This window comes from Candidatus Thiodictyon syntrophicum, from assembly GCF_002813775.1.
In the GTDB taxonomy this organism is placed as follows: domain Bacteria; phylum Pseudomonadota; class Gammaproteobacteria; order Chromatiales; family Chromatiaceae; genus Thiodictyon; species Thiodictyon syntrophicum.
In genome coordinates this window covers 6,213,257-6,236,892 of the sequence record NZ_CP020370.1, presented here as the reverse complement: position 1 = coordinate 6,236,892, position 23,636 = coordinate 6,213,257, and the positions used below count along the sequence as shown (strand labels likewise).

17 protein-coding genes are annotated in these 23,636 nt (G+C 68.4%); 10 read left to right on the top strand and 7 right to left on the bottom strand.

Annotated features, from left to right (window positions below; translation table 11 throughout):
* The first annotated feature begins 13 nt into the window (after positions 1 to 13).
* Both THSYN_RS26750 and THSYN_RS26745 read left to right on the top strand, forming a co-directional pair.
* Positions 14 to 352 carry a nucleotidyltransferase domain-containing protein gene (locus THSYN_RS26750; RefSeq protein WP_100921814.1) on the top strand — a complete coding sequence of 113 codons (339 nt, stop codon included), beginning with the start codon at positions 14 to 16 and terminating at the stop codon, positions 350 to 352.
* Positions 336 to 725: a HEPN domain-containing protein gene (locus THSYN_RS26745; RefSeq protein WP_100921813.1), complete on the top strand. Its 390-nt coding sequence runs from the start codon at positions 336 to 338 to the stop codon at positions 723 to 725. Before THSYN_RS26750 ends, THSYN_RS26745 begins: the two co-directional genes overlap by 17 nt.
* Before the next feature lie 108 nt (positions 726 to 833).
* Here the strand turns inward: THSYN_RS26745 and THSYN_RS26740 are convergent, their stop codons facing one another.
* The gene (locus tag THSYN_RS26740) at positions 834 to 1,298 is read right to left on the bottom strand and encodes a bacteriohemerythrin (protein WP_100921812.1); all 465 of its coding nucleotides are present in this window, start codon (positions 1,296 to 1,298) and stop codon (positions 834 to 836) included.
* Positions 1,299 to 1,979: 681 nt separating this feature from the next.
* On the opposite strand from THSYN_RS26740, the gene THSYN_RS26735 reads away from it, so the two are divergent.
* The 4 genes from THSYN_RS26735 to THSYN_RS26720 all read left to right on the top strand — a co-directional run bounded on the left by THSYN_RS26735 (position 1,980) and on the right by THSYN_RS26720 (position 10,116).
* A complete protein-coding gene (locus THSYN_RS26735; protein ID WP_100921811.1) occupies positions 1,980 to 5,435 on the top strand; it encodes an acyl-[ACP]--phospholipid O-acyltransferase in 3,456 nt (1,151 codons plus the stop codon).
* A gap of 157 nt (positions 5,436 to 5,592) precedes the next feature.
* Complete coding sequence (locus tag THSYN_RS26730) at positions 5,593 to 8,112, top strand: ATP-binding protein (RefSeq protein ID WP_100921810.1); 2,520 nt, start codon at positions 5,593 to 5,595, stop codon at positions 8,110 to 8,112.
* Positions 8,113 to 8,282: 170 nt separating this feature from the next.
* The gene (locus tag THSYN_RS26725) at positions 8,283 to 9,551 is read left to right on the top strand and encodes an alpha/beta hydrolase family protein (RefSeq protein ID WP_157817960.1); all 1,269 of its coding nucleotides are present in this window, start codon (positions 8,283 to 8,285) and stop codon (positions 9,549 to 9,551) included.
* Positions 9,552 to 9,645: 94 nt separating this feature from the next.
* Positions 9,646 to 10,116, top strand: a complete 471-nt coding sequence (locus THSYN_RS26720) for a phasin family protein (RefSeq protein WP_100921808.1) — start codon at positions 9,646 to 9,648, stop codon at positions 10,114 to 10,116.
* A 37-nt stretch (positions 10,117 to 10,153) separates the two neighbouring features.
* Here the strand turns inward: THSYN_RS26720 and tsaA are convergent, their stop codons facing one another.
* Both tsaA and THSYN_RS26710 read right to left on the bottom strand, forming a co-directional pair.
* A complete protein-coding gene (tsaA, locus tag THSYN_RS26715) occupies positions 10,154 to 10,876 on the bottom strand; it encodes a tRNA (N6-threonylcarbamoyladenosine(37)-N6)-methyltransferase TrmO (protein WP_100921807.1) in 723 nt (240 codons plus the stop codon).
* A gap of 310 nt (positions 10,877 to 11,186) precedes the next feature.
* Positions 11,187 to 11,765, bottom strand: a complete 579-nt coding sequence (locus tag THSYN_RS26710) for a peroxiredoxin family protein (protein ID WP_100921806.1) — start codon at positions 11,763 to 11,765, stop codon at positions 11,187 to 11,189.
* Between the two features lie 291 nt (positions 11,766 to 12,056).
* Here THSYN_RS26710 and THSYN_RS26705 point away from each other — a divergent pair, with 291 nt between their 5' ends.
* Positions 12,057 to 13,493 carry a YhjD/YihY/BrkB family envelope integrity protein gene (locus tag THSYN_RS26705; protein WP_100921805.1) on the top strand — a complete coding sequence of 479 codons (1,437 nt, stop codon included), beginning with the start codon at positions 12,057 to 12,059 and terminating at the stop codon, positions 13,491 to 13,493.
* 174 nt (positions 13,494 to 13,667) lie between these two features.
* Here the strand turns inward: THSYN_RS26705 and THSYN_RS26700 are convergent, their stop codons facing one another.
* Together THSYN_RS26700 and THSYN_RS26695 are read right to left on the bottom strand one after the other, a co-directional pair.
* Positions 13,668 to 15,200: a GTPase family protein gene (locus THSYN_RS26700; RefSeq protein WP_100921804.1), complete on the bottom strand. Its 1,533-nt coding sequence runs from the start codon at positions 15,198 to 15,200 to the stop codon at positions 13,668 to 13,670.
* A 197-nt stretch (positions 15,201 to 15,397) separates the two neighbouring features.
* On the bottom strand, positions 15,398 to 16,666 hold the full coding sequence (locus THSYN_RS26695) for a GTPase (protein WP_100921803.1): 1,269 nt from the start codon (positions 16,664 to 16,666) through the stop codon (positions 15,398 to 15,400).
* Positions 16,667 to 17,080: 414 nt separating this feature from the next.
* Here THSYN_RS26695 and THSYN_RS26690 point away from each other — a divergent pair, with 414 nt between their 5' ends.
* Complete coding sequence (locus THSYN_RS26690; protein WP_157817959.1) at positions 17,081 to 17,728, top strand: choice-of-anchor R domain-containing protein; 648 nt, start codon at positions 17,081 to 17,083, stop codon at positions 17,726 to 17,728.
* 179 nt (positions 17,729 to 17,907) lie between these two features.
* Here the strand turns inward: THSYN_RS26690 and THSYN_RS26685 are convergent, their stop codons facing one another.
* Positions 17,908 to 18,201 (bottom strand): hypothetical protein, encoded by a 294-nt coding sequence (locus THSYN_RS26685; RefSeq protein WP_100921801.1) that lies wholly within the window; start codon positions 18,199 to 18,201, stop codon positions 17,908 to 17,910.
* Positions 18,198 to 18,488 (bottom strand): hypothetical protein, encoded by a 291-nt coding sequence (locus tag THSYN_RS26680; protein ID WP_100921800.1) that lies wholly within the window; start codon positions 18,486 to 18,488, stop codon positions 18,198 to 18,200. Before THSYN_RS26680 ends, THSYN_RS26685 begins: the two co-directional genes overlap by 4 nt.
* A 219-nt stretch (positions 18,489 to 18,707) precedes the next feature.
* Between THSYN_RS26680 and corA the strand changes: the two genes are divergently transcribed.
* Positions 18,708 to 19,646, top strand: a complete 939-nt coding sequence (gene corA / locus THSYN_RS26675; RefSeq protein ID WP_157817957.1) for a magnesium/cobalt transporter CorA — start codon at positions 18,708 to 18,710, stop codon at positions 19,644 to 19,646.
* Between the two features lie 415 nt (positions 19,647 to 20,061).
* The gene (locus THSYN_RS26670) at positions 20,062 to 23,595 is read left to right on the top strand and encodes an HAD-IC family P-type ATPase (RefSeq protein ID WP_157817956.1); all 3,534 of its coding nucleotides are present in this window, start codon (positions 20,062 to 20,064) and stop codon (positions 23,593 to 23,595) included.
* The last annotated feature ends 41 nt before the right edge of the window (positions 23,596 to 23,636 follow it).

Sequence of the window (23,636 nt, the reverse complement as noted above, 5' to 3'; positions counted from 1 at the left end):
TGAGGATTGATAGATGAATGTCGATGAGGATAACCTGCTGGGGCGCATGGTCGAGGTGATCGTCCGGGAAGTCGACCCGGATGCCGTCATCCTGTTCGGCTCCCGCGCGCGGGGTGAGGCCGGGCCCGACTCGGACGTGGATCTTTTGGTCATCGATAAGGGGGATTTTTCTATGCAGCGCAGCCGCCGTTTGGTAGCCGGCTGGCTGTATCGTAAGCTGGCGGGCTTCGGGGTTGCAAAGGACCTGGTGCTCTACAGCAAAGACGAGGTTAGCCGCTTCGCGGGTAGCCCGAATCACTTGGTGGCCCGCGCCTTGAGGGAAGGGAGATGGCTCTATGAACGCGGCGCTTGACGATGCCGAGCGACTATTGCGGCGCGCCTGTGCGGACCTCAAGGCGTTACGCCACATGGGGGACCCGGATAGCTTCGACGACAACATCTATGGCTTCCATGCACAGCAAGCAGTCGAGAAGTCCCTCAAGGCATGGCTCGCCTGCCTGGGCTATGACTATCCACTGCGCCATGATCTGGGAGAACTGTTGGCAGCCCTTGCGGCGGCTGGCCAGGACATCGCGACACTGTGGCCGCTGACCGATCTCACGCCGTTCGCCGTACAGTTGCGCTACGACGAGTTCGAGAACTGCCCGCCACTGGATCGGTCATCCATTGAAGCGGACGTCGGGGCGCTCGTTGCCCGGGTTGAAGGGTTCGTCGAGAAGACTTAGACGAGGCCGTGCCGGGAACGCGGCATGGGAGTTCGCCGCATCGCGGCCGCAGGCCGCTTCCACAAGGAACTTTCATGTTCCGGGGTAGCGGACGAACCGTCATGGCCGTTAGTCTGCCCAGTCGGGTGACGGGGCTGTCGGTGCGGCTTCCGGCTCATCGTCGCGGTACTCCGCGTAGTCCCGGTCCTCGACGATCACATGGTTGAAGAACCAGCGTTTGAACGCCTGCAGGGTCTCCGGATTCAGGTCGGGGGCGCCGTCCTCCTCCAAGGCGCGGCGCAGGTCCGTGAACTCGGCGAGTTGCAGCGCGTGCTCGCAGCGGTGCGCGTCGTAGCCGGGCGGGCGGACCTCGCGCAGAAAGGCCTCCTCGGCGTGGATATGTCGGCGGGTGCGTTCGATCAGGGCATCCAGGACCACGAGCACCTCGCGCCCGGCGGTGGCCGGGTCCTGGGTGGGCGCGCGCCGGTTCACGTCCACGATCCGGTTGAGCATCGCCGTGATCTCCCGGTGGTCCGCGTCGACCCAGGTGACGCCGGTCTGCCACTTGGTGAGCCAGGTGAGGAAAGCGGCCATCGGGTGTACCTGAGGGTGTAGGGGGAAGGGCTGCGCGCTCCGGCGGGTGGTCCCAGGGGCCGCCCGGCTGGTATAGCTTAGCCGACCAGAGGCCTGACCACCCGATTGGCTTGCATTCGTTCCCTTTTCGACCGGAATGCCCCTCAGTTGGTGCCGAACCGCAGCCCGCGCTGCTGTTGGTGGACTGCGCTTGTCCACCCTACGGTGCTGCGAGACCCCAGCGCGGCGGCCTGGATCAGGTTCCGGCCGCGACCGGTAATCGCCGTAGGGTGCGCCGCGCGCACCTTGCGCAGGGACGCAACGGCATCGCGATCGCACGGTTGCGCGCTGCGCACCCTCCGGCCTCTCCAGCCGCAACGCCGATCGAGAGCAGCGCGGCCGCAGACCGCTCGCGACCGGGCGCTGCAAACAGTCGCGTCCGGGGTGCCTGAGCGGGGCCAATTCGCGTTAGCATGGGCAGGGTTTCGGGATGGACGGACGCCGTCGACCCGGGACAGCGTTCCGGGGGACGCCCGCGCCCTCAGGCGGCTTGGCGGACGCCACGTCGGGACCTTCCGTCACCTGCCGGATCTGCGGTCGGGGGACGCGGCCGATCACCCGTCGGGGTGACGATCAAACAGTCATCTGCGGTCCCGCCGGCCCGGCCCGGGGGCACCGCGCACGAGAGGAGCGGCAAAGTCCATGGCGCGTCTGTTTCGCATCAGCGGTTTCCTGTCCTTTATCGGGATGATGTTCCTCAATGCATTCGTGGACTTGGGCCACAAGATCGTCATCCAGAACACGCTCTTCAAGACCTTCGACGGTGAGGCGCAGATCCTCTTCACCGCCATCGTCAATGCCCTGATCCTGCTGCCCTTCGTCCTGCTCTTCTCGCCCGCGGGCTATCTGGCGGACCGCTTCCCCAAGCCGCGGGTGATGCGGGTTTCCGCCTGGGCGGCGGTAGCGATCACGCTCGGGATCACCGCCTGCTACTACCTGGGGCTGTTCTGGCTGGCCTTTTGGCTGACCTTCGTGTTGGCGCTCCAATCCGCCATCTACTCGCCGGCCAAGTACGGCTACATCAAGGAGTTGGTCGGCAAGGAGTCTCTGGCGGCGGCCAACGGCTGGGTCCAGGCGACCACCACGACCGCGATCCTGGGCGGGATCTTCGTGTTTTCGGTGCTGTTCGAGGGCCACCTGGCAGGGCTGGCCTACAGCACCCCTGGCGAGGTCATGCACCTGGTCGCCCCGCTCGGCTGGCTGCTGGTGCTGGGCTCCCTGATCGAGGCGGGACTGTCCTATCGCCTGCCCCAGACCGAGCCCGCGGGACAGATGCCCTTCGACTGGGCCCAGTACGCCCGCGGGCGCTATCTGCATGACAATCTCAAGGCCGCCTGGGACAATCGGGTCATCTGGCTCTCGATCATCGGACTCGGGGTCTTCTGGTCCATCTCGCAGGTCATCCTGGCGGTCTTCCCGGCCTTCGCCAAGGAGACGCTGGGGGAGACCAACGTGGTGGTGGTCCAGGGCCTGCTGGCCTGCTCCGGGCTCGGCATCATCATCGGCTCCATCGTCGCCGGGCGGGTCTCGCGCGACCACATCGAGACCGCCCTGATCCCGGTGGGGGCGATCGGGATCAGCGTGGCCCTGTTCCTGCTCCCGGAGTTGCACTCGACCCTGGCCCACGGGATCAATTTTCTCTTGATCGGTTTCCTGGGCGGTCTCTTCCTGGTGCCGCTCAATGCCCTGATCCAGTTCAACGCCGGGGAGCAGGGCCTGGGCCGGGTGCTGGCCGCCAGCAATTTCGTCCAGAACCTCTGGATGCTGGCCTTCCTGGGGTTGGTCGTGGGCGCCGCCTACGCCCAGGTGAGCGGGTTTGCCCTGATGATCGCGCTCGCGCTGGTGGCCCTGGCGGGGGCGCTCTACACGGTCTATCAGCTCCCGCAGTCGCTGGTGCGCTTCGTCATCCTGCGTATCGTGGCCACCCGCTTCCGGCTGCGGGTCATCGGGCTCGACCGGCTGCCGGCCCAGGGTGGGGTGCTGTTGCTCGGCAATCACATCAGTTGGGTGGACTGGGCCATGGTGCAGATGGCCTGCCCGCGACCGGTGCGCTTCGTCATGGAGCGCGAGATCTATGAGCGTTGGTACCTGAAGTGGTTCCTGGACTTCTTCGGGGTGGTGCCGATCTCGCGCGGCAGCAGCCGCCACGCCATCGCCAGCGTCGCCGAACTGATCGAACAGGGGGAACTGGTGTGCATCTTCCCGGAGGGGACCATCAGCAAGAACGGGCAACTCTCCGAGTTCAAGCGCGGCTACGAGCTGTCGGCCCGTCAGGTCGCGGCGGGGACCGCGGCCGTCATCGTGCCCTTTTACCTGCGCGGCCTCTGGGGCAGCCGTTTCTCCTATGCCAGCGCCAAGCTGCGGGAGAATCGCGGGGAGGGGCAGGTACGGGACGTGGTGGTCGCCTTCGGTGCCCCCCTGCCGCTGGCGGCGGGTGCGGAACAGGTCAAACAGTCCGTCTTCGAACTGTCGGTGGTGTCCTGGGAGGACTATGTGCTGCGCCTGCCGACCCTGCCGGTGGCCTGGCTGCACAACGCCAAACGCGCGCCCGGCCGGGTGTCGGTGATCGAGTCGAGCGGGACCACACTCACCAACCGGCGGCTCATCGCCGCCGTCCTGCTCTTCACCGGGCGGGTCCGGCGGCTGGCCCCGGAACCGGCGCTCGGCATCCTGCTGCCGGCCAGTGGTGCCTGCGCCATCGCCAACCTGGCCGGGCTCATGGCCGGCAAGCAAGTGGTGAACCTCAACTACACCGCCAGCCCCGAGGCGCTGCGCGCCGCCATCGCCGCCGCCGGCATCCGCCATGTGCTCACCGCGGACCTGTTCCTGAAACGGCTCGCGGCGCGCGGTATCGATCTCGGTGCGGCCTTCGGGGAGGTCACCCTGCACCCCATGGAGGACCTGCGTGCCGGCATCGGCAGGCTCGCGGGGCTGTGGGCGCTGCTCCTGGCCGCGGCGCTCCCGGCGCGGGCCCTGCTCACGCTGTTTGCGAGCCGCAGCCGTCCGCAGGACACCGCCGCCATCCTCTTTTCCAGCGGCAGCGAGGGGGCGCCCAAGGGCGTGGAACTGACCCATCGCAACATCATGGCCAACCTGCGGCAGATCTCGGACATGCTCAACACCGAGGCCGCCGACGTGATGATGGCCAACCTGCCGCCCTTCCACGCCTTCGGACTCACCGTGACCACCTTCCTGCCGCTGGTCGAGGGCATCCCGATCGTGTGTCACCCGGACCCCACGGACGCTTTCGGCACGGCCAAGGCCATCGCCCGCTACCGCGCCACGGTGCTGTGCAGCACCTCGACCTTCCTGGGACTCTATACCAGGAACCGCAAGGTCCATCCGCTGATGCTCGAGTCGCTGCGGGTGGTGGTGGCCGGGGCCGAGCGGCTGGCGCAGGACGTGCGCGAGGCCTTCGTGCTCAAGTTCCAGCGACCCATCTTCGAGGGCTACGGGGCGACCGAGACCACTCCGGTGGCGAGTGTGAATGTGCCGGACACCCTGGATCTCGACAACTGGAAGGTCCAGCTCGGCTCGCGCCCCGGCACCGTCGGTATGCCGCTGCCGGGCACCAGCTTCCGGGTGGTGGACCCGCTGACGCTCGCGACCCTGGCCCCCGGGACCGACGGGCTGATCCTGATCGGCGGCGTGCAGGTCATGAAGGGGTACCTCAAGGCCCCGGACAAGACCGCCGCCGCGGTCACTGAACTGGACGGCAGGCGTTGGTACAAGACCGGCGACAAGGGGCATCTGGATGAGGACGGCTTCCTGACCATCGTCGACCGCTACTCGCGCTTCGCCAAGGTCGGCGGTGAGATGATCAGCCTGGGCGCGGTGGAGGAGCAGGTGCGCCGCGTCCTGGGGCAGCCCGACTTGGAACTGGCGGCCGTCAACCTGCCCGACGAGAAGAAGGGCGAGCGCATCCTGCTCCTGGCGGCGGCGGATCTGGACCTGGACGCGTTGCGCCGCGCCCTGCTCGCGGCCGGGGTGAACCCCTTGAGTATCCCGTCGCAGGTGCGCCGCGTGGACGCTATCCCCAAGCTCGGCAGCGGCAAGACCGACTTCGGCGGGGCGCGGCGCCTGGCGTCGGCACCCTAAAGGTACCGTGAAGCGGAATTCCCGATACCACTTGAGCGTGAACCATCAGGATCAGTCATCTAATGAACGCTAAGCTAAGCACCGTCGGCCGGGCGCCGGCCGCAGTCATCGGGAGGCCGGCGCCGGCCCTGGCCGGGCGCACCCCGCGGGGCCGGTCATGAGCCGCGCGCCCGCACCCAGACCCGATGGCGGCGGCTTGCCGACCCCGGTACCGGAGCAAGCCGCAGCCACCAGCTACCCCTTCGTGCGCGCCATCGTTCCCCTGGCCCTGCTGCTTGCCGGCTTCCTTGCCCTGATCGGGATCGATGTCTATACCGATCATTCGATCAGGCAACTCACGGTGTCGAACGATGAGGGCTGGGCGCGGCTGCGCGACGCGGAGCAGGTCGGCGCGGATCTGAGCCGGATCGAGGCGGCCGTCTACCAGATGGCCGGGACCCGCGGGGGGCCGGCCCAGGCCCGGATCAGCCGCAACCTGCGCAACCTGATCGACGGCACCGGGGCGCGGCTCACGGTACTGGCGCAGGGGGGGGAGATCGACCCGCGCAATGCCGCTGACCTGGATGGCCCCTACGCGTCGCCGACCCCGCCTGACGAGACCCCGCACGGGGCCCTTGGTCATTATCCGTTGGAGGTTGGCGATCTGGTGCCCAAACTCGCCGCGGTGAACGAGAAGGTCACCGTCCTGGCCCAACTCTTGAGCGAGCGCGACGCCGCCTGGGAGCTGCGCGATACCGCGGCGCAAGCCCAATCCGTCGCCGCGGTGCAGGACTTTCTGGGTACCCTGCCGCCCGTCTTCTTTCGCCTGAACGAGCAGGTCAACCGCCTGCTCGATGACGCCCGGCAGCGACTGGCGGACCTCCAAGGACAGGTCGATGCCCAGCGCCGCCATCTGCGCGGGATCGAGGGGGTGCTGGTGGTCCTGGTCATCCTGGCGGTACTGGTCCTGATCTACGCCTATGCCCTGCGGCTCGAACGCGACAAGCGGCAATTGCGCCTGGCGCGCGACGAGATGGCGCGCTGCCGCGACGCTGCGGACGCCGCCAACCGCAGCAAGTCCGTCTTCCTGGCCAACATGAGCCACGAGATCCGCACCCCGATGAACGCCGTCATCGGCATGACCTCGCTGGTGCTGGACAGTGAGCTGGCGCCCAAGCAGCGCCACGACGTGAAGACTATCCTCAACTCGGCCAATGCGCTGCTCGGGCTCTTGAACGACATCCTCGACTTCTCCCGGATCGAGGCCCAGCAGGTCCAGTTGGAACGGCGCTCGTTCGACCTGGTCGAGGTGGTCGAGGAGGTCGTGCGGACCTTCTCCGACACGAGTCGGCGCACCGGTGTTGCCCTCTATTACCGCATCGACCCGAACTTCCCCCGCGCTGCCGTCGGTGATGCCCTGCGCCTGCGCCAGATCCTGGTCAACCTGGTCGGCAACGCCTTCAAGTTCACCACCCGGGGCTATGTGCGCATCGACGCCGGGCTCGAGCTGGAGCGCTCGGGACTGGTCACCCTGCGCTTTCAGGTTGCCGACACCGGTGTGGGTATCCCCAGGAACCGCCAGGCCGGCATCTTCTCCCGCTTCGCCCAGGCGGACGAGACCATCTACCGCAAGCACGGCGGCTCCGGACTCGGGCTCTCCATCTCCCAGAAGCTCACCGAACTGATGGACGGGCGCATGTGGGTAGAGAGTGAGCCGGGCGCCGGTAGCCGGTTCGTGTTCACCGTGCGGCTGCCGCGGGCGCAGGGCCGTCCGCTGCCGGACCTGGGTACCCCGCGGCTCCTGGTCGCCGGCACCGACGCCATCGCCATGGGGCTGGTGTGTGAACGCATGATTCAACTGGGCTGCCGCGCCGAGTGCGTCTTTGAGGCCGCCGCCGCCGATGCCCGCCTCAAGGCCGCGGCGGCGGCCCGCGACCCCTTCCGTATCGTGGTGCTGGAAAAATCACTCTGCGATGCCACCACCACCGACATCCTCACCTTCCTGCGCGAGATCCCGGTGGCGCCGGACCTGGCCTTGATTGCGCTGTCCGAGCCCGACAAGGACGAGAGCGAGCGGCTGGCCGACGGCAGCCATGTCCTGTGTGTGACCGAGCCCCTGATCGTCGGCGAGTTGCTCACCCACATGCAGGACTTCGCCGAGGCGCAGCGCCGGGCGGCCGCGCGCACCGAGGCCCCGGCCCGGGCGCACCCCCGCGGGACCTACTGCATCCTCCTGGTGGAGGACAATCACGTCAACAGCGTCATCGCCCGGCGGGTACTGGAGAAGGACGACCACCAGGTCACCGAGGCCTTGGACGGTGTCGTGGCCCTGAACGCCCTGGCAGCCGCGGACTACGACCTGGTGTTGATGGACGTGCAGATGCCGACGATGGACGGACTGGAGGCCACCCGCATCATCCGCGCCCTGGAGCACGGCGCGGTCTCGGAGCGCCCGGAGGTGGTGCCCGCCGACCTCGCCGGGCGATTGGCCGGACGCCACACCCCGGTGATTGCCATGACCGCCAACGCCATGGCCGGCGACCGGGAACTGTGCCTCGCCGCCGGCATGGACGACTACATCACCAAGCCCTTCAAGCGCGAGGAGATGCTGGAGACCGTCCATCGGGTGATGGACGCGCGCCAGGCCCCCGCTGCAGCGGCGATCCCGGCCGCTGTGGACCCGGGGGCGACTGCTTGACTTCCGCTTGGCGCCGGATACTCTTATGCTGCACTGCACGATCGTGTCCTTATTCATCAATAGGGAGAACCATCATGTCAAGACGAAACACCAACCAGCGGCTGGCGTTGGCGGTCGCGTGCGCGGTGGTCTTTGCCGGGTCTGCGGGAGCGGCCCCGCCACTGGAGCAGGTGAGTGCGGGCGCGAAGGCCGATGTCGGTCAGATCTCGGTCTCCGGCATTTCGTCGGGCGGGTTCATGGCGCACCAGTTTCATGTCGCGCACTCCGCGCACGTCATGGGCGCGGGGATCGTAGCGGGGGGGCCCTATTACTGCGCTGAAGGGAGCATCGCAGCCGCCGTTACCAAATGCAGCCAGTTCGTCATGCTCGAATGCAAGAAGCTCGGTATCAACGACGCCTGGTGCGGCACGGCCGACTTGGCCCCGAAGACCGCGGGCGAGATCGAGCAGGCGGCCGCCGGCTCGTTCGACGAGGCCAGGCGGCAGGAGGCACGCGGGAACATCAGCAAGCTGGAGAACCTTAAGAACGACCAGGTCTACCTGTTCAGCGGTGCCTATGACAGCCTGGTTCCGCAGGGGGTGATGGATGCCCTCTTCCATTTCTACACCGATGCCGACAAGGCGGGCCTGGCGCCGGACAACATCCATTACAGCTGGACCTTTCCCGCGCCGCACACGATGGTGAGGGATAGCTTTAACAAGCCCGCGGGCAGTGCGGTGGGAACCTGCGCGCCGGCGGGCTCCAAGTCGCTCAGCAAGAGCACCTTTATCGACGATTGTGAGTCCATCGCCCGGCAGCAGCAGGCGCAGAGCAGTTGCATTTGTGCAGTCCCGTCAGAGTCCGGAACAGCCACCGCAGAGCCCTGCCCGCCGAGCGACAAGCAGGCCCTGTGCCGGGACCTGCGCGACGTCGATCTCGCGGGCGCAATCCTGACGCGCATCTACGGTGCGCAGGTGCTCACGGCTGGACGCGTACCCGTACCGGGTAGTCAGGTGCAGGCGTTCGACCAGAAGAAGGTGTTCGACAAGATCGCTTATCATCCCTTCAATGCCCGACTGAACGCAGCGATGGCCAAGGAGGGCTACATCTTTATCCCCAAGCACTGCCGCGACGGTCGGTCATGCCGGCTGCATGTGGCCTTCCATGGTTGTCAGCAGGGCGGACTGACGGGCCGCAAGGTGGGCCGCGCGGGAAATCTCTTTTCCCAGTTGGCGGGCTACAACGAATGGGCACAAGCCAACGACATCATCGTTCTCTATCCCCAGGTCGAGCCCAGCAGTCCGACCCCGATGAATCCTCGGGGCTGCTGGGACTGGTGGGGTCAGGAATACACCCACGAGGGTTACCACACCCAGCGCGGCAAGCAGATCAGGGCCGTGGCGCAGATGATCAACATTCTCACCGGCGAGCCGAAGTTGCTCGACATACCACCTGAATGAACGCTAAGCCGCAAGTTGGCGGGAAGACCATCAGCGTCTTCCTGAAGAGCACTTGGGTCGGCGTTTCCATCACAGTCAACCAGGGCAGAACGCAATGAGCGATACATTCAACGTATTCGGCGATTGGGGCAAGACGATGACCAGTCTGGACCTGACCAAGGGAACCGAAGAACTGCTGGGATTCGTGGCCGGACTCCAGGTGCCGGGTGTCAATATGGATGCGCTGGTGGCGAGTCAGCGTGAGAACCTCCAGGCGCTGAGCGCCGCCAACCAGGCGGCAGTGGCAGGCTACCAGGCAGTTGCCGAGTACCAGATGAAAATCCTGCAAGAGACGATGCAGCGGCTGACCGCCGCCATCGCCGGGCTCGCCGCCGTCAAATCGCCGCAGGAGTTGGTCGCGGCCGAAACCGAGTTGGCCAGGAAGTCCTTCGAGACCGCGCTCAGGCAGATGCGGGAACTCGCGCAGATCGTCACCGAGGCAAACCAGGAGGCCGCCGAGGTCATCGCCAGACGCATCCCCGAGAGCCTGGAGGAGATCAAGGACGTGCTGAAGGTGCCGCAGTAGCACGGTGCGGCCCGGTCGGACGCCTTTTTCTGACTCGTTACCAAGCAGCATCGGGCCCCACCGCGGTCACCAGCGCCGTGCGGCCCTGCACCTGCCAGTGCACACGCAGGTCATAGAGGCGCAGCGCGAAGCCCGCGCGCCCCGGGTAGCGATCCATATAGCCGGGGCGCGGGTCCTGGGCCAGGACCTGTTCGATCAGCAGGCGCAGTTGGCGGCGGCCGTCCGGATCGGCGGCGGCCACCCCCGCCGCCGCCGCCGGGCTGAAGGCCACCGCCCAGTCGTGCGCCGCCGCCCCGTCCACCGCGAAGCCCGAGCGCACCCCGGGCGGGGCGTCGGCATAGGGGACATAGGGCTTCAGATCCAGCACCGGGGTGCCGTCCAACAGGTCCACCCCGCGCAGCCGCAACCGCAGCCCGGTCGGATTGCGCTCAAGCCCCAGGTGCTCCACGGCGGAGATCCCGATCGGGTTGGGTCGATAGGGCGCGCGGCTGGCGAACACGCCCACCCGCTCCCGCCCGCCCAGGCGCGGCGGGCGCACCGTGGGTCGCCAGCCGGCGGTGAGGCAGGCGTCGTGGAAGACGAAGATCAGCCAGACATGGGAAAACCCCTCGATCCCCTTGAACGCCTCCTCCCGGGCAAAGTCCGGCAGCAGTTCCAGATACGCCGAGCCAGCGGTGACCAACCCCGGCTGGCGGGGGATCCCGAACTTGTCGCTGTAGGGCGAGCGGATGATGCCGATGGGGGAGAAGGTGAAGGGCATAGCTGTTTAGTTGCCAGTCGAGACCAAGTCAGGTACAGCACAATCGTTGTCGTTGTCGTTGTCGTTGTCGTTGTCGTACTCGAAGAAGCGATGCCATTTGTGGTGCGAGAGAAGCCAATGCCGTTAAGTCAAGCGCGAGGCGGTCCGGCGCGGGCGTCTCGTTCCCACGCTCCTGCGTCACTGCCATTAAGTTAAGGCGCACTCGCCGACCGCGTCGCCTCTGCCTGGAGTCCAAGGCTTCAGCCTTGGAGCGCGCCAAGGCTGAAGCCTTGGACTCCAGTCGGAGGGAACGCGGTCCGCACAGCGGACCCTACGGGGTCGCGGGATTCGCGGTGCTGAGGGTTGGCGGCGCGGCGGGCGGCTGCTTCAGGGCGCGCACCTGCTCCAGCAGCTTGGGGTCGTCCCACTCCCGGCTGCCCGAGGCGCGATAGGCCAGACGGCCCGCGGGGTCGATGACGTAGGTGGTCGGCAGGCCCTTCATATGATAACGCTGGGCGACCTTCGAGTCGGTGTCCATCGGCAGTGCGAAGTCGACCGGTTCCTCCTCCAGGAACTGGGCGATGGTCTGCGCGTCCTCCCCGACATTGATCGCGACCACGGCGATCCCCTCGGCGGCGACCTGCTCGTGGGCGCGCTGCATGGCGGGCATCTCCTCCCGGCAGGGTGGGCACCAGGTGGCCCAGAAGTTCAGGATCACGGGCTTGCCGCGGTAGTCCGCAAGGCGCTGGGGGCGGCCTTCGGGGTCCTTGAGGTCGAAGTCCGGGGCCGCGGGCTGGCCCGAGATGGGGGTGAGTGACTCGTCCTCGGCGGCGCGGACTCCGGTCAGGGACGCGGCGAGGAGGGTCGCCAGGAGGATCGGCAGGGCGCGGGGGCGCGGCTTTGTATGCATGGGGGATTCCGGTTCAAGAAGAAGATTTGTCCGCAAATGAACGCTATTGACTTACGCTTGATCAGGGGCTCACCTTGCGGGTGATGGTGAAAATAGCGATAAGCGCATGAGAATTTTAGGAAAATCTGTGTTCCTCTGTGGCTTCTGGGGTGACGGCTCGCAGTAACATGGCACCCGGCTGGCCGAAAGGAAGGGCCGACGCGGGTGCGATCAGAACTGAATCAGTTCTGATCGCACCCGCCCGACGCAACCGCCTTGACCCCAAGGTCCCGTCCGGCCTAGGCTTCCCCCATGAACCCAACCGACCGATCCCCCTGGGAGCGCCTGGACACCCTGGTCTGGTCCACCCCGCTCGCCGGCCTGCCCCTGTGGCAGGTGCGCCTGGTGTGGCTCGCCCGCCTGATGTATGCCCTGTACCGGGACGCGACGGAGGGCTATCTGTCGCTCCAGGCCATGAGCCTGGTCTATACGACGCTGCTGTCGATGATCCCACTGCTGGCGGTGAGCTTCTCCGTGCTCAAGGGCTTCGGTGCCCACAATGCACTGGAGCCGCTGTTGCTGCACGCGCTGGAGCCGCTCGGCGATCAGGCCGCGGAGGTCGCGCAGATCATCCTGGGCTTCGTGGACAAGATGCAGGTGGGGGTCCTGGGCTCGGTGGGGCTGGCGGTGCTGATCTATACCGTCATCTCGATGATCCAGAAGATCGAGCAGGTCTTCAACGACACCTGGCGCGTGACCGAGACCAGGCCCCTGGCCCAGCGGGTCAGCCAGTATCTGAGTGTGCTCCTGATCGGCCCGGTGCTGTTTTTCACCGCCGTGGGGCTTTCCTCCTCGGTGCGCGGTACCGCCGTGATGGAGTCCCTCCTGGCGGTCGAGCCGATGGGGACCCTGATCGACGCGGGCGGCAGTCTGGTCCCCTTCCTGCTGATCGTCTTCACCTTCACCTTTCTTTATGTCTTTGTGCCGAATGCGCGGGTGCGGTTCCGCTCGGCCCTGCTCGGCGCCCTGGTGGCCGGGGTGCTGTGGGAGGCGGTGGGCTGGTCGTTCCGCCACTTCATGGCTAGTTCCACCCAGTATACGGCCATCTATTCGGGCCTGGCGATCCTGATCCTGTTCATGCTGTGGCTCTATATCGCCTGGCTCATCGTGCTGACCGGCGCCAGTGTCGCCTTCTATCACCAGCACCCCGAGTACCTCCTGAGCCGGGTGCGCGACCTGCGCCTGAGCAATCGGCTGCGCGAGCGCCTGGCCCTGCTGGTGGCAGGCCAGTGCGCCCGCAACTACCAGGCCGGCACCGCCGCCTGGACCAGCGATGCGCTCTCCACCAGGCTCGGCATCCCCAACAGCAACACCGCGCGCATCCTTACTATCCTGGAGCAGGAGGGGTTCCTGCTGCGCACCGCCGCCGATCCGCCCTGCTTTGTCCCGGCCCGGGCCCCGGAGGCCATCCGGATCAAGTCACTGCTCGATGCCGTGCGCTGCTTCGAGGAGCGCGAGCACGGCTGCCACGGCGCGGCCCCGGATCGGGGGATCGCCGCGGTCGAACTAAGGCTCGATGAGGCCATGGCCGCCGCCCTGGGGGACATGACGCTGCGCGACCTGGCCGCGGCGATGGACGACCCGCAGCGGGTGGTCCAGGAAGAAAGTACGTTGGTACGCGGCGGTTCGCGCGGTCCAGGGGCCGGCGCGGCTGCCTCCCGCGCTCCCGCGTCACTGCCATTACGTTAAGCGCCGCAGCCCAAGCGCCTGCAGTCCAAGGCTTCAGCCTTGGAGCGCGCCAAGGCTGAAGCCTTGGACTCCAGGCGGAGGCGATGCGGTCGGTGAGTGCGCCTTGACTTAATCCTGGTCCCGGCCGCCGCGCGGGCGGCAGGGGCCTTGGTCCGCGCAGCGGACCCTACGGGATCAGGGCAGCAAACGCCCCGGCAGCCGCGCCAGGAAGCGCCCGGCGCCGGCCAGTTGGCGGCGCAGCAGGGCCCAGTCCTCCGCGCGCTTGTGCTCGTCCAGGCAGCGCAGGAGGCGCACCCGGTTCGCCTGGTCCTGGCGCTCGAGCAGGGCGGCCCAGAGGCTGTCCGCGACATTGTAGACGCGGCCGGCGGCCAGGCAGACGGGGATGGCGTCGACCACCGGTACGGCCAGATCCGTTGCCGCAGCCTCTACCGCGGCGCGGATGTTGGTCGCCTTGGCGCCTTGGGGATTGACCAGGTCATAGGGCGGCTCCCACTCCCGTGGGGGTCGCAGCAGGTCGATGTGGCTGACCGCGACCAGCAGCGGCGGTGGGTGGTGGTCCGGCCGGGCGGCCCAGTGGGCGCGCAGCCGGTCCAGGGTCGCGCGCTCCTCCTGGCGGTCCGGGCGCTGGGCGGCGGTGACCCAGAGCACCAGGTCCGCGGTGCCCGCCAGGCGCTCCTGCGCCTTGGGGGTCAGGTCCGGGGTGTCGCAGCCCGGGGTGTCGAAGACCAGGGCGGCGGTGAGCCCGGCGCGCTCCAGTCGATAGGGGACGACGCCGGCCGTAGGATCCGGCAGCACGTCCGCCGGGGCCGTCAGGCGGCCGAAGAGTGCATTGACCAGGCTCGACTTGCCGGCGTTGGCCCGACCCATCACCAGGATGCGCAGGGGCTCATCGGCACGGGCGTCGGCGTCGGCTGCGGCCTGCGTCAGGTCCTCCCGGGAGGCCGGGGTGACCGCGGCGGGGGCGGCCTCGGTGAGGGTCAGGCGCCCGCTGTAGAGTTCGATAGCGTAATAGCCGACCTTGCGCACGTACTCCTGGAGCAGCCAGCGGTGCAGGTCGGTCCAGGCGGCATTGAACGACTGGCGGCGCAGCCGTTCCCAGGCCTCGCTCAATATGGCGCCGGCCGGATTGAAGACCAGCCGACCGGCCCGGTAGAGGTCGAGCAGGTGCTCGGCGGTCGCCTTCCAGCGGTAGGCGCGCGCCAGATCGCCCAAGGTCAGGCGATGACTCATGGGGATCTGAGCGGTGACCTCGGTGCGCAGGTCCCGGCAGGCGCGCTCGATGATCAGGAGTGCGTGTGGCAGGGTCAGTTCCAGCAGGGGCCGCTCCACCTGCGGGTGATAGACGCGCGCCACCTGCTCTAATGCGTCGCGCCCGAGGGTCGAGAGTCGCGGCCCGTCGGCGAGCGGCCAGTCCACCGGTCGCAGCCCCTCCGCCATGGCCTCGATGGCGTCCCAGGCGGCCTTGGAGCGCGGTGGCCATTGGGCATCGGGGGTGGTCGCCGCGCCGGCCAGCAGCCGCCGGTCCCGGCGGCGCAGCCAGAACTGGAAGGCATAGCCGGCGGCGCTGCACCCGAGCAGCGCCGCCAGCCACCAGGGGAGGTTCCCGGACTGCCACAGCCACAGGAGCCCGAGCGGCAGCAGCGCGGCCACCGGCAGGGTCCACAGCAGCAGGGCGATCAGGCGCAGGCGGTCGATACGGTTGAACACGTCACTTGTCCTATCGTTCACGGGCGGGACGGGGTAAATGCCCTGTCCCTCACGGGCGGGACGGGGTATTCACCCCGTCTCGAAGGTTTATTCCGCCGCCCAAGGTTCGCACCGGCCGACAGGTCCGGGGAAAACGTTTCGGACGGGGCGAATGCCCCGTCCGGCCCGAGCCCTGAACCATTTCTCTTGATTTGCGTTCATTTGCGTTCATTTGCGGACGAATCTCTTCCTATCGTTTCTGCGTCGCCGCGCCCGGTGTCGTGACCGAGTAGCCTGGTGCCGGTCACCAAAGCCTCGGTATAGACCCGCCGCAGGGCCGCCGGGTCAATCCGTTCGCCCAGGCGGCGGCGGCCGAAGTAGTAGCAGGCGGCCTTGCCCAGGGCAAAGGTGGTCGCCCCGCTCGCGCTCGCCCCCCAGACGGCACCCAGGGTCTGGCCCAGATAGGGGACCAGCTTGACCAACTCGCGGCCCAGGAGGCGTGCCAGATAGCCCACCCCCACCCCCAGCCCCAGAAAACCCAGGAATTCGGACACCTGGCGCCTGCTCCAGCCCTGACCATAGATGGCGGCCAGGCTGTGCAGCAGCTTGGCCTGCACCGCCGGCACGCCCACCAGGTCCACCAGCGGCAGGGCGCCGAGCGCGGCCGCCGCCAGGGCATGGCCGACGATGTGGGGGTGGGCGGCGCGGGCGAAGGCGTCGCGCACCCCGGGGTCGGCGCACAGGCGCTCCTGCAGCCCCAGGGTCGAGACCTCGCCGATGGCCGCCCACAGGGCCGCGAGCCCGTAGTCGGTGGGGGGCAGATCGTCCTGCGGCAGGGTCAGGTCCACCGGGACCCACCGCGGCGGCGCCCCGGACAGGTCGCCCAGGGCCGCGCGCTGGGCGCGCAGGGCGCGGGTAAGGCTCGCGGGGAGTGACGACGGCCAGGGCTCCTGGGCGTAGGGGTAGGGCAGGGTGTGCCCGGCGCCCGGCGCATAGCCCTCGTGAAGGCCGGTCTGCGCGATCAGCAACGGCCAGCCCGGATGGCGGCGGCGCACCGCCCGCAGGACCGCGAAGACCGACTCCTGCGCCAGGTCCGTCGCCTTCATGACCCCCAACACCAGGTGTGCCTGGGACTCGCAGTAGCGGATGTCCTCCGTCGGGTCATAGGCGACCTCGCCCAGGCCGCGGGTGTCGAGAAACCGCACCACCGGGGCCTCGACCGGGAAGTCGTAGAAGCGGGCGGTGCGGGTGCAGGGCCGAAAGCCGTTGCCGATCTCGGCGTGCGGGCTGCCGGTCAGGGCGCGGATGATGGAGGTCTTGCCGGCCTGCGCCTTACCGAGCAGCCAGATCACCGGCAGGGGTTGGTGTTCCCGGGCCCGGTGCAGGGCCGCCTCCAGGGCCGCGTCCTCCACCCGCGGGTGCAGCAGCCGGTCGCGCAGTCCGCGCCAGTCCTGGTACCAGTGCTTGGGTGGGGCGGGATCGGTCATGCGCAGGCTCGCATTCAGGTGGCCAGGTGTGCACGTAGCGCGGTCAGGGCCTCGTTCTGACTGGCGGCGGCCATGGGGTCACCCTCGCGGCAGGTGGGTGGGCAGGGGTCGGCGCTGAGCCTAGCACAAAGCACTGTCGGCTTGGGTCGCGTGCCGCGGGCGAGCGTCGGCCACCTGGGATCGCCGAGTTGCACTCGGCGACGCTGCCGCGGGGGCGGCGCCCCTTTGAGGTCCCCGGGATCAACCCCGGGGGCGGCGCCGACTGCAAGTCGGCGATCCCGGGAGGGTGCGCCGCACGTCGTTGCGGCCTTCGAATGCAAACAAATATTTACAAACCGGCCGACGACAGGGTATTGCCATCAGTCGGGGGGGTACCGTCGGGATTCCCATCCTCACCTCTTGAAGCCCATTGCCATGCACCGATCAACCCGCCTCTGCCTCCTGCTCCTCGCCCTGACCCTGCCGGGATTGGCCCCCGCCGCGCTCATCACGCTGTCGGACAATCTCAGTGAAACCAACTTCAGCGCAGGGGCGTTTGTCAGCTCCACCGCTTTGGCACAGGGGTTCTCAACCACCAGCTCAGCCTTCAAGATCACAGACGTGGCCCTGCCGCTATACCGTGGCGTCACCGCGGTTGGGGACTTTCTCGTTTCCATTTTCAACAACTCGGGCGCCGGCGGCACGCCTGGCGCCAAGATGGCGGACGTCGCCACGGTCTTGGCCTCGTCGCTCGGCACCAGTTCTGCGCTCTACGACATCTCCAACCTGAGCATCACCCTGACGCCCTCCACAAGCTACTTTCTAGTACTCTCCGGCGTCGGTCTAACGGGCGGCGGTGTTTACTGGTCCTTTACTAACTCAACCTCCGGGACCGGCTTTCCCTCGGCCTACAGCCGCACTAATGACGGCGGGGTCTCCTGGTCCTCCAATGGGATGTCCTTCCCCCAACAAATGCGCATCCAGGCCGACGCCGCCCAGGTCCCCGAGCCGGCCACCCTGGCGCTCTTTGCCATCGGTCTGGCCGGGTTGGGCGCGCGCCGGGCCGCACGGCGCCCGCGCTGAGCGGCGCCCCGCCGCGCTTGAAGACCCTGGAGTCCAAGGCTTCAGCCTTGGCCGTCCCCCCAAGGCTGAAGCCTTGGACTCCAATCCGGCTCCGTGGGAGCGGCGTCCCGCCGCGATGTGACCTCAGGGCCGGCTTAGACGCCGGAGATCGCGCCGGGACGGCGCTCCCACGGGCGGCATCACTTTCTGCCATAGGTCTGGTCATGGTCGGCGTGCACGGCGACGAAGCGCATGGCGTCGCCCTCCCGCACCACGAGGGCCCGACAGGCGCGGGACAGCCGGATGGTGAAGAGACCCGGCTCACCCTTGATCTGCTCCCACTTGAGCCCCGGGTCGCGATAGACCGCCGCCCAGTCCAGGGCGCGCACCTTGCGCAGGGTCTTGAGGATCAGCCGAATCTGCGTGACCTCGAGCGCCAACAGGTCGTCTTGAAAGGCGGGCAGGTTGAGGTCCAGCAGGACCCGGGCGGTCATTCCCCGCCTTCCACCCGTGCCGCGAGCTGCTCCAGGTCGGTCTCACGCGGCGGGTGCTCAGCCATCCAGGCGGCGGCCTGGGCCAGGCGCTCGCGCATTTCCGGTGTATACAGCCAGGCATCCGCCTCGGGAATCACCCGCACGGGCTTGAGGAGGATGCCGCCGTCGGCCTGGATCTGCATCTCGAAATAGCGCCCGACATACTGCTTGCCCAGCGAGACCTGGCCGCTGGTGCCTACCATCTTGAGCATGTGCGGCTCCATGAAAAAGGCATTTGCATACTGCATGATAGGTGGCGCCCGGGACTGCCGCAACACCGTGAACGGGATTTAATCCAACCAGCCGGACGCCCCGCCCAAGCTCTGTGTAAGATGCCGCCCACGAAGGGGCGCCGCTGCGCCCCGGTCGCGGGCGCGCCGGCGGGCGCGCCGCGCGGACCAGAACTTGATATGGACCGCGGCCCCCCGGACCGCGGGGCCTTTGCGCGACCACGGTGGGAGAGCCCAGTGCTGTATGCCTACAGAATCCAAGACCACACGACCGAATTGATCGAGGACCCGGAGCGCCTGCTGGAGGCGGCCTGGATCGATGCGGCCGAGCCCACCGAGGACGAGTACGCCCTGATCCGCTCCTTTGTCCCCCACCAACTGCCGGAGGACGACGACGCCGACGAGATCGAGGCCAGCACCCAGACCTTCATGGACGACCAGGGCATCCACCTCTCCACCCTGTTCCTGCACCGGGTGGAGGGCCGCCCGGAGAACACCAGCGTCAACGTCGTCTGCACCCGGGAGCGGCTGATCACCATCCACGACCGCGACGTGCCCGCGATTCGCCTGATGCGCATCCGGGTGCGGCGCCGGCCGGACCTGCTGGGCGAGCCCGCCGGGCTCCTGGCCGGGCTCTTTGAAACCGCGGTGCAGGACTTAGGAGATACCCTGCAGGAACTCTACCGGGACCTGGAGCAGACCAGCTTCCACGTCTTGGAGGACCCGGACGCGGACCTGGAGCAGTCGCTCGAGCGCCTGGCGCGTCACGAGAACTTAAACGGCAAGGTCCGCCTTTGTCTCATGGACGCGCGGCGCGACATCGCCTTCGTGTGGCGCAGCGCCCAGGCGTCCAAGCCCTGCGCCAAGCGGCTCAAATACCTCCTCTCCGAGATCGACGCCCTGCTGCCCCACAACAACTATCTGTTCGAGAAGGTGACCTTCCTGCTCCAGGCGGCCCAGGGCTTCATCAACATCGAGCAGAACAAGATCATCAAGATCTTCTCGGTCGCCGCCACCGCCTTTCTGCCGCCGACCCTCATCGCCAGCATCTATGGCATGAATTATCAGCACATGCCGGAACTCAACTGGGAATACGGCTACCCGTTTTCGGTGTTGCTCATGGTGATCTCCGCCGTACTGCCGATCGCCTATTTCAAGCGCAAGGGGTGGCTCTGAGGTCCAGTAAAGAGCCAAGAGCCAGCTAAACACCGTCGTTGTCGTTGTCGTTGTCGTAATCGTTGTCCCGCGGCGGGACGGGGCATTCGCCCCGTCCCGAACGTTTAAGCCGTCGCCAACCAATGGCACGAACCCGTAAGTCCGGACAAAACGTTTCGGACAGGGCGGATGCCCCGTCCGGCGCAGGTCCCGGATTGAGTCGCCCGGGTCCAGCCCCAACTTTCTCCGCGCGTAGACCGAGCCGCTGGTACCGGATCGGCGGTTGCCCGGGCAACCGCCGGATGGGGCGGCTGGTCCGCCACCATCGTTCGGAGCGCCGGCTTATGCATCTCGAGAACCGTCTGCTGTTCGTCATCATGGACCGCATCGCCGCGGGCACCAAGGAGCGGACCGTGCGCGAGTCGCAGGAACCTCGATGAGCGGGGAACGGCCGATGGGCCCGGACGACAACGCCTGGCATACCCGGGACGGCGCCGAGGCCGCGCGCACCCTGGGGGTCGACCCGGCCACCGGCCTGACCGGGGCCCAGGTCGGCGAGCGACTCGCCCGCCACGGGGAGAACCGCCTGGCGGAACGGCCGCCGCGGTCCAAGTGGCTGCTGCTCGCCGACCAGTTCAAAGGTCTCCTGATCCTGGTGCTCCTGGGCGCCGCGGTGCTGGCCGGCTCCGTCGGGGACCTCAAGGATGCGGTAGTGATCCTGGTGGTCGTGGTCCTGAACGCCCTGCTCGGGTTCTGGCAGGAGCACCGAGCCGAGGCCACCCTGGCGGCGCTGAAAAAGATGCTCGCCCCCAGTGCCCGGGTCCGGCGCGACGGCGGCGTTCATGAGGTGGCCGCCGCCACCCTGGTCCCCGGCGACCTGGTCCTGCTGGAGGCCGGCGACCGGATACCCGCCGACGGACGACTGCTGGTCGCCCACAATGGGGAGATCGACGAGTCGACGCTGACCGGGGAGTCCCAGCCGGTGGCCAAGGACGCCCAGGCCAGGGTCCAGGCCGTGGGGCCGCTCGCCGAGCGACTCAACATGGCCTATATGAACACGGTCGTCACCCGCGGGCGGCTGGAGCTCCTGGTCACCGCCACCGGTATGGCGACCGAGATGGGCCGCCTGACCGGTATGCTGGAGGTTGAGCCGGGTCCGACACCCTTACAGGTCCAGCTCGACGGCCTGGGTCGCCGCCTGGCGCTGATCGCCGGGGTCGTGGTCGCGTTGATATTGATCCTGGGGCTGCTGCGCGGCCAGCCCTGGATAGAGACCCTGCTCACCTCCATCGCATTGGCGGTGGCCGCCATCCCTGAGGGTCTGCCGGCCGTGGTCACGGTGACCCTGGCCCTGGGGATGCAGCGGATGGCCGGGCAACGGGCGATCGTCAAGCGCCTGGCCGCGGTGGAGACCCTGGGCTGCACCAGCGTGATCTGCTCGGACAAGACCGGGACCCTGACCCTGAATCAGATGACCGCCCGCGCCGCCTTCTACCGGGGCCGGCGCCTGGCGGTCAGCGGCGAGGGCTATACGGCACTGGGGACCATCACGGCGCGGGACGGGGCGCCCGCCGGTGACCTGGCGGATCTCCTCCTACCCGCCGCACTGTGCAACGAGAGCCGCATCCGCGACGGGGCCCTGATCGGTGATCCGACCGAAGGGGCACTCCTGGCCCTGGCCGCCAAGGGTGGCGTCGATGCCGGGGCCCTGGCCGGGCAGTGGCCGCGCATCGCCGAGGTGCCGTTCGACTCGGCGCACAAGTTCATGGCGACCTTTCACCGCGATGGGGACCTGGTGCGGGTCTACGTCAAGGGCGCCCCCGATGTCCTGCTCGGCCGCTCGACCGCCTGGTTAGGCCCGCAGGGTCCGCTGGACCTCGACCAGGAGGCCCGCGCGCGGCTGACGGCGGAGAACGAGTCGCTCGCCGCGCAGGCGATGCGGGTCCTGGCGGTGGCCGGCAAGGACCTCCCGGCGGCGGGGTTCGACCCCGCCGGTGACCTGATGGCCCTGTGCGACGATCTCGTCCTGCATGGACTGGTGGGCATCCTCGACCCGCCGCGGCCCGAGGCCAGGGACGCCATTGCGCTGTGCCGCCGGGCCGGCATCCAGGTCAAGATGATCACCGGCGATCACCGCCTCACGGCCGCCGCCATCGCCCGGGACCTGGGCCTCGCGGGCGAGGTGCTGGATGGCAACGACCTCGACGGGCTGTCGGAAGCGGCCCTGGACGCGCGCATCGACCAGGTCGCCGTGTTCGCCCGGGTCGCCCCCGAACACAAGGTGCGGATCGTCCGGCAACTCAAGGCCCACGGCCATGTGGTGGCCATGACCGGCGACGGGGTCAACGATGCCCCCGCCCTCAAAACCGCCGACATCGGCGTGGCCATGGGCATCACCGGCACCGAGGTGACCAAGGAGGCCGCCACCCTGATCCTCACCGACGACAACTTCTCCACCATCGTCGGCGCCGTGCGTGAGGGGCGGACCATCTACGACAACCTGGTCAAGTTCGTCCGCTTCCAGTTGTCCACCAACATGGGTGCCATCCAGACCGTCCTGGGGGCGAGCCTGCTCGGGTGGGCCACGCCCTTCACCGCGGTCCAGATCCTGTGGATCAACATCATCATGGACGGCCCGCCGGCCATGACCCTCGGGCTGGAGCCGGCCGATCCGCGGGCGATGGACCGGCCGCCGCGCCCGACCGACGCCCGCATCCTCACCGCCGAGCGGCTGGGTCTCCTGGTGTTCTATGGGACCATCATGGCGGTGGGCACCCTGGCCCTGTTCCGGTACGCGCAGCCCCAGGGCCAGGATTACGCGCTCACCCTGGCCTTCACGACCTTCGTCCTGTTCCAGTTCTTCAACGTGTTCAATGCGCGTACCGAGCACGGCAGCGCCTTCAACCCCGGCTTCCTGCGCAACCGCTGGCTGTGGCTGGCCCTGGCGACCGTGCTGGTCCTGCAGGTGCTGGTGGTCCACTGGGGCCCGGCGCAGGCCGTCTTCCGGACCACCGACCTGAGCCTGGCGGATTGGGGACTGGCCCTGAGCGTGGCCTCCAGCGTACTGTTGCTCGACGAGCTGCGCAAGCTGGCCCTGAGCCCGCGCGTCCGCGCGGTCTGGGCGGGCTGGACGGGCGGGGTCGGCGCCGGGGTCGGTGCGGGGCGCCAATCGGCAGACGACTCCGGTGACGCCGGACGGCGCAACACCTCCTTCAAGGTCCTGGCCTGGGCCCTGGCCCTGGTGGCGATCCCGATCCTGCTCTACGGCTGGTACGCGGCCAGGTCGAGCGCGCCGCCGGGCGCCCGCCCGGCCGACAGCGACCAGGCCGCGGTGGCGGTTCCCGGTCGGCGCGACGTTGCGCCGCGGCCCGCCGTCGGCAGCGCGCCGGACCCCGCGGCGGCCGTCCTGGGGGCGCAGGAGAGGGCCGCACTGGAGCGGGAGATCGCCGCCGCCAGGGCGCGCATCGCGACCCTGGAGGCGATCCTTGACCCCGGGCGCGGGCCGCGCCAACCGGCCGCGCCGGCCGACCCGCAGGCCCAGGTCGATGCGCCGGCACGGCCGCCCGGCCTGCTTGACCGATTCGTCGCGCTGGGCGGCCGCGAGACCCCGCGGGGACTCGGACTCATCCTGTCCAATGACGAACTGAAGTTCCCGACCGGCAAGGCCGATCTCCCCCCCGGCGAATTGAAGGTCCTCGACGGCCTCGCCGCACTGCTGGTGCAGCACCCCGGCCTTGACCTGCGGATCGAGGGTCACACCGATGCCGGCGGACGCGCCGAGGCCAACCTCGTCGTCTCCCAGGCCCGCGCCGATACGCTCAGACAGGCACTGATCGCGCGCGGCGTCGCCGCGGCGTGCGTCCAGGCGATCGGGCTCGGCGAGACCAGGCCCATCGGCGCGGCCCCCGCCGGGACCGCAAACCGCCGCGACCGTCGGATGGAGATCTACCTGATCGAGAAGGCCGAGTGACCCGCCGCCGCCGCGCGGCCCGGGGCCTGGCCGAGGCGCCT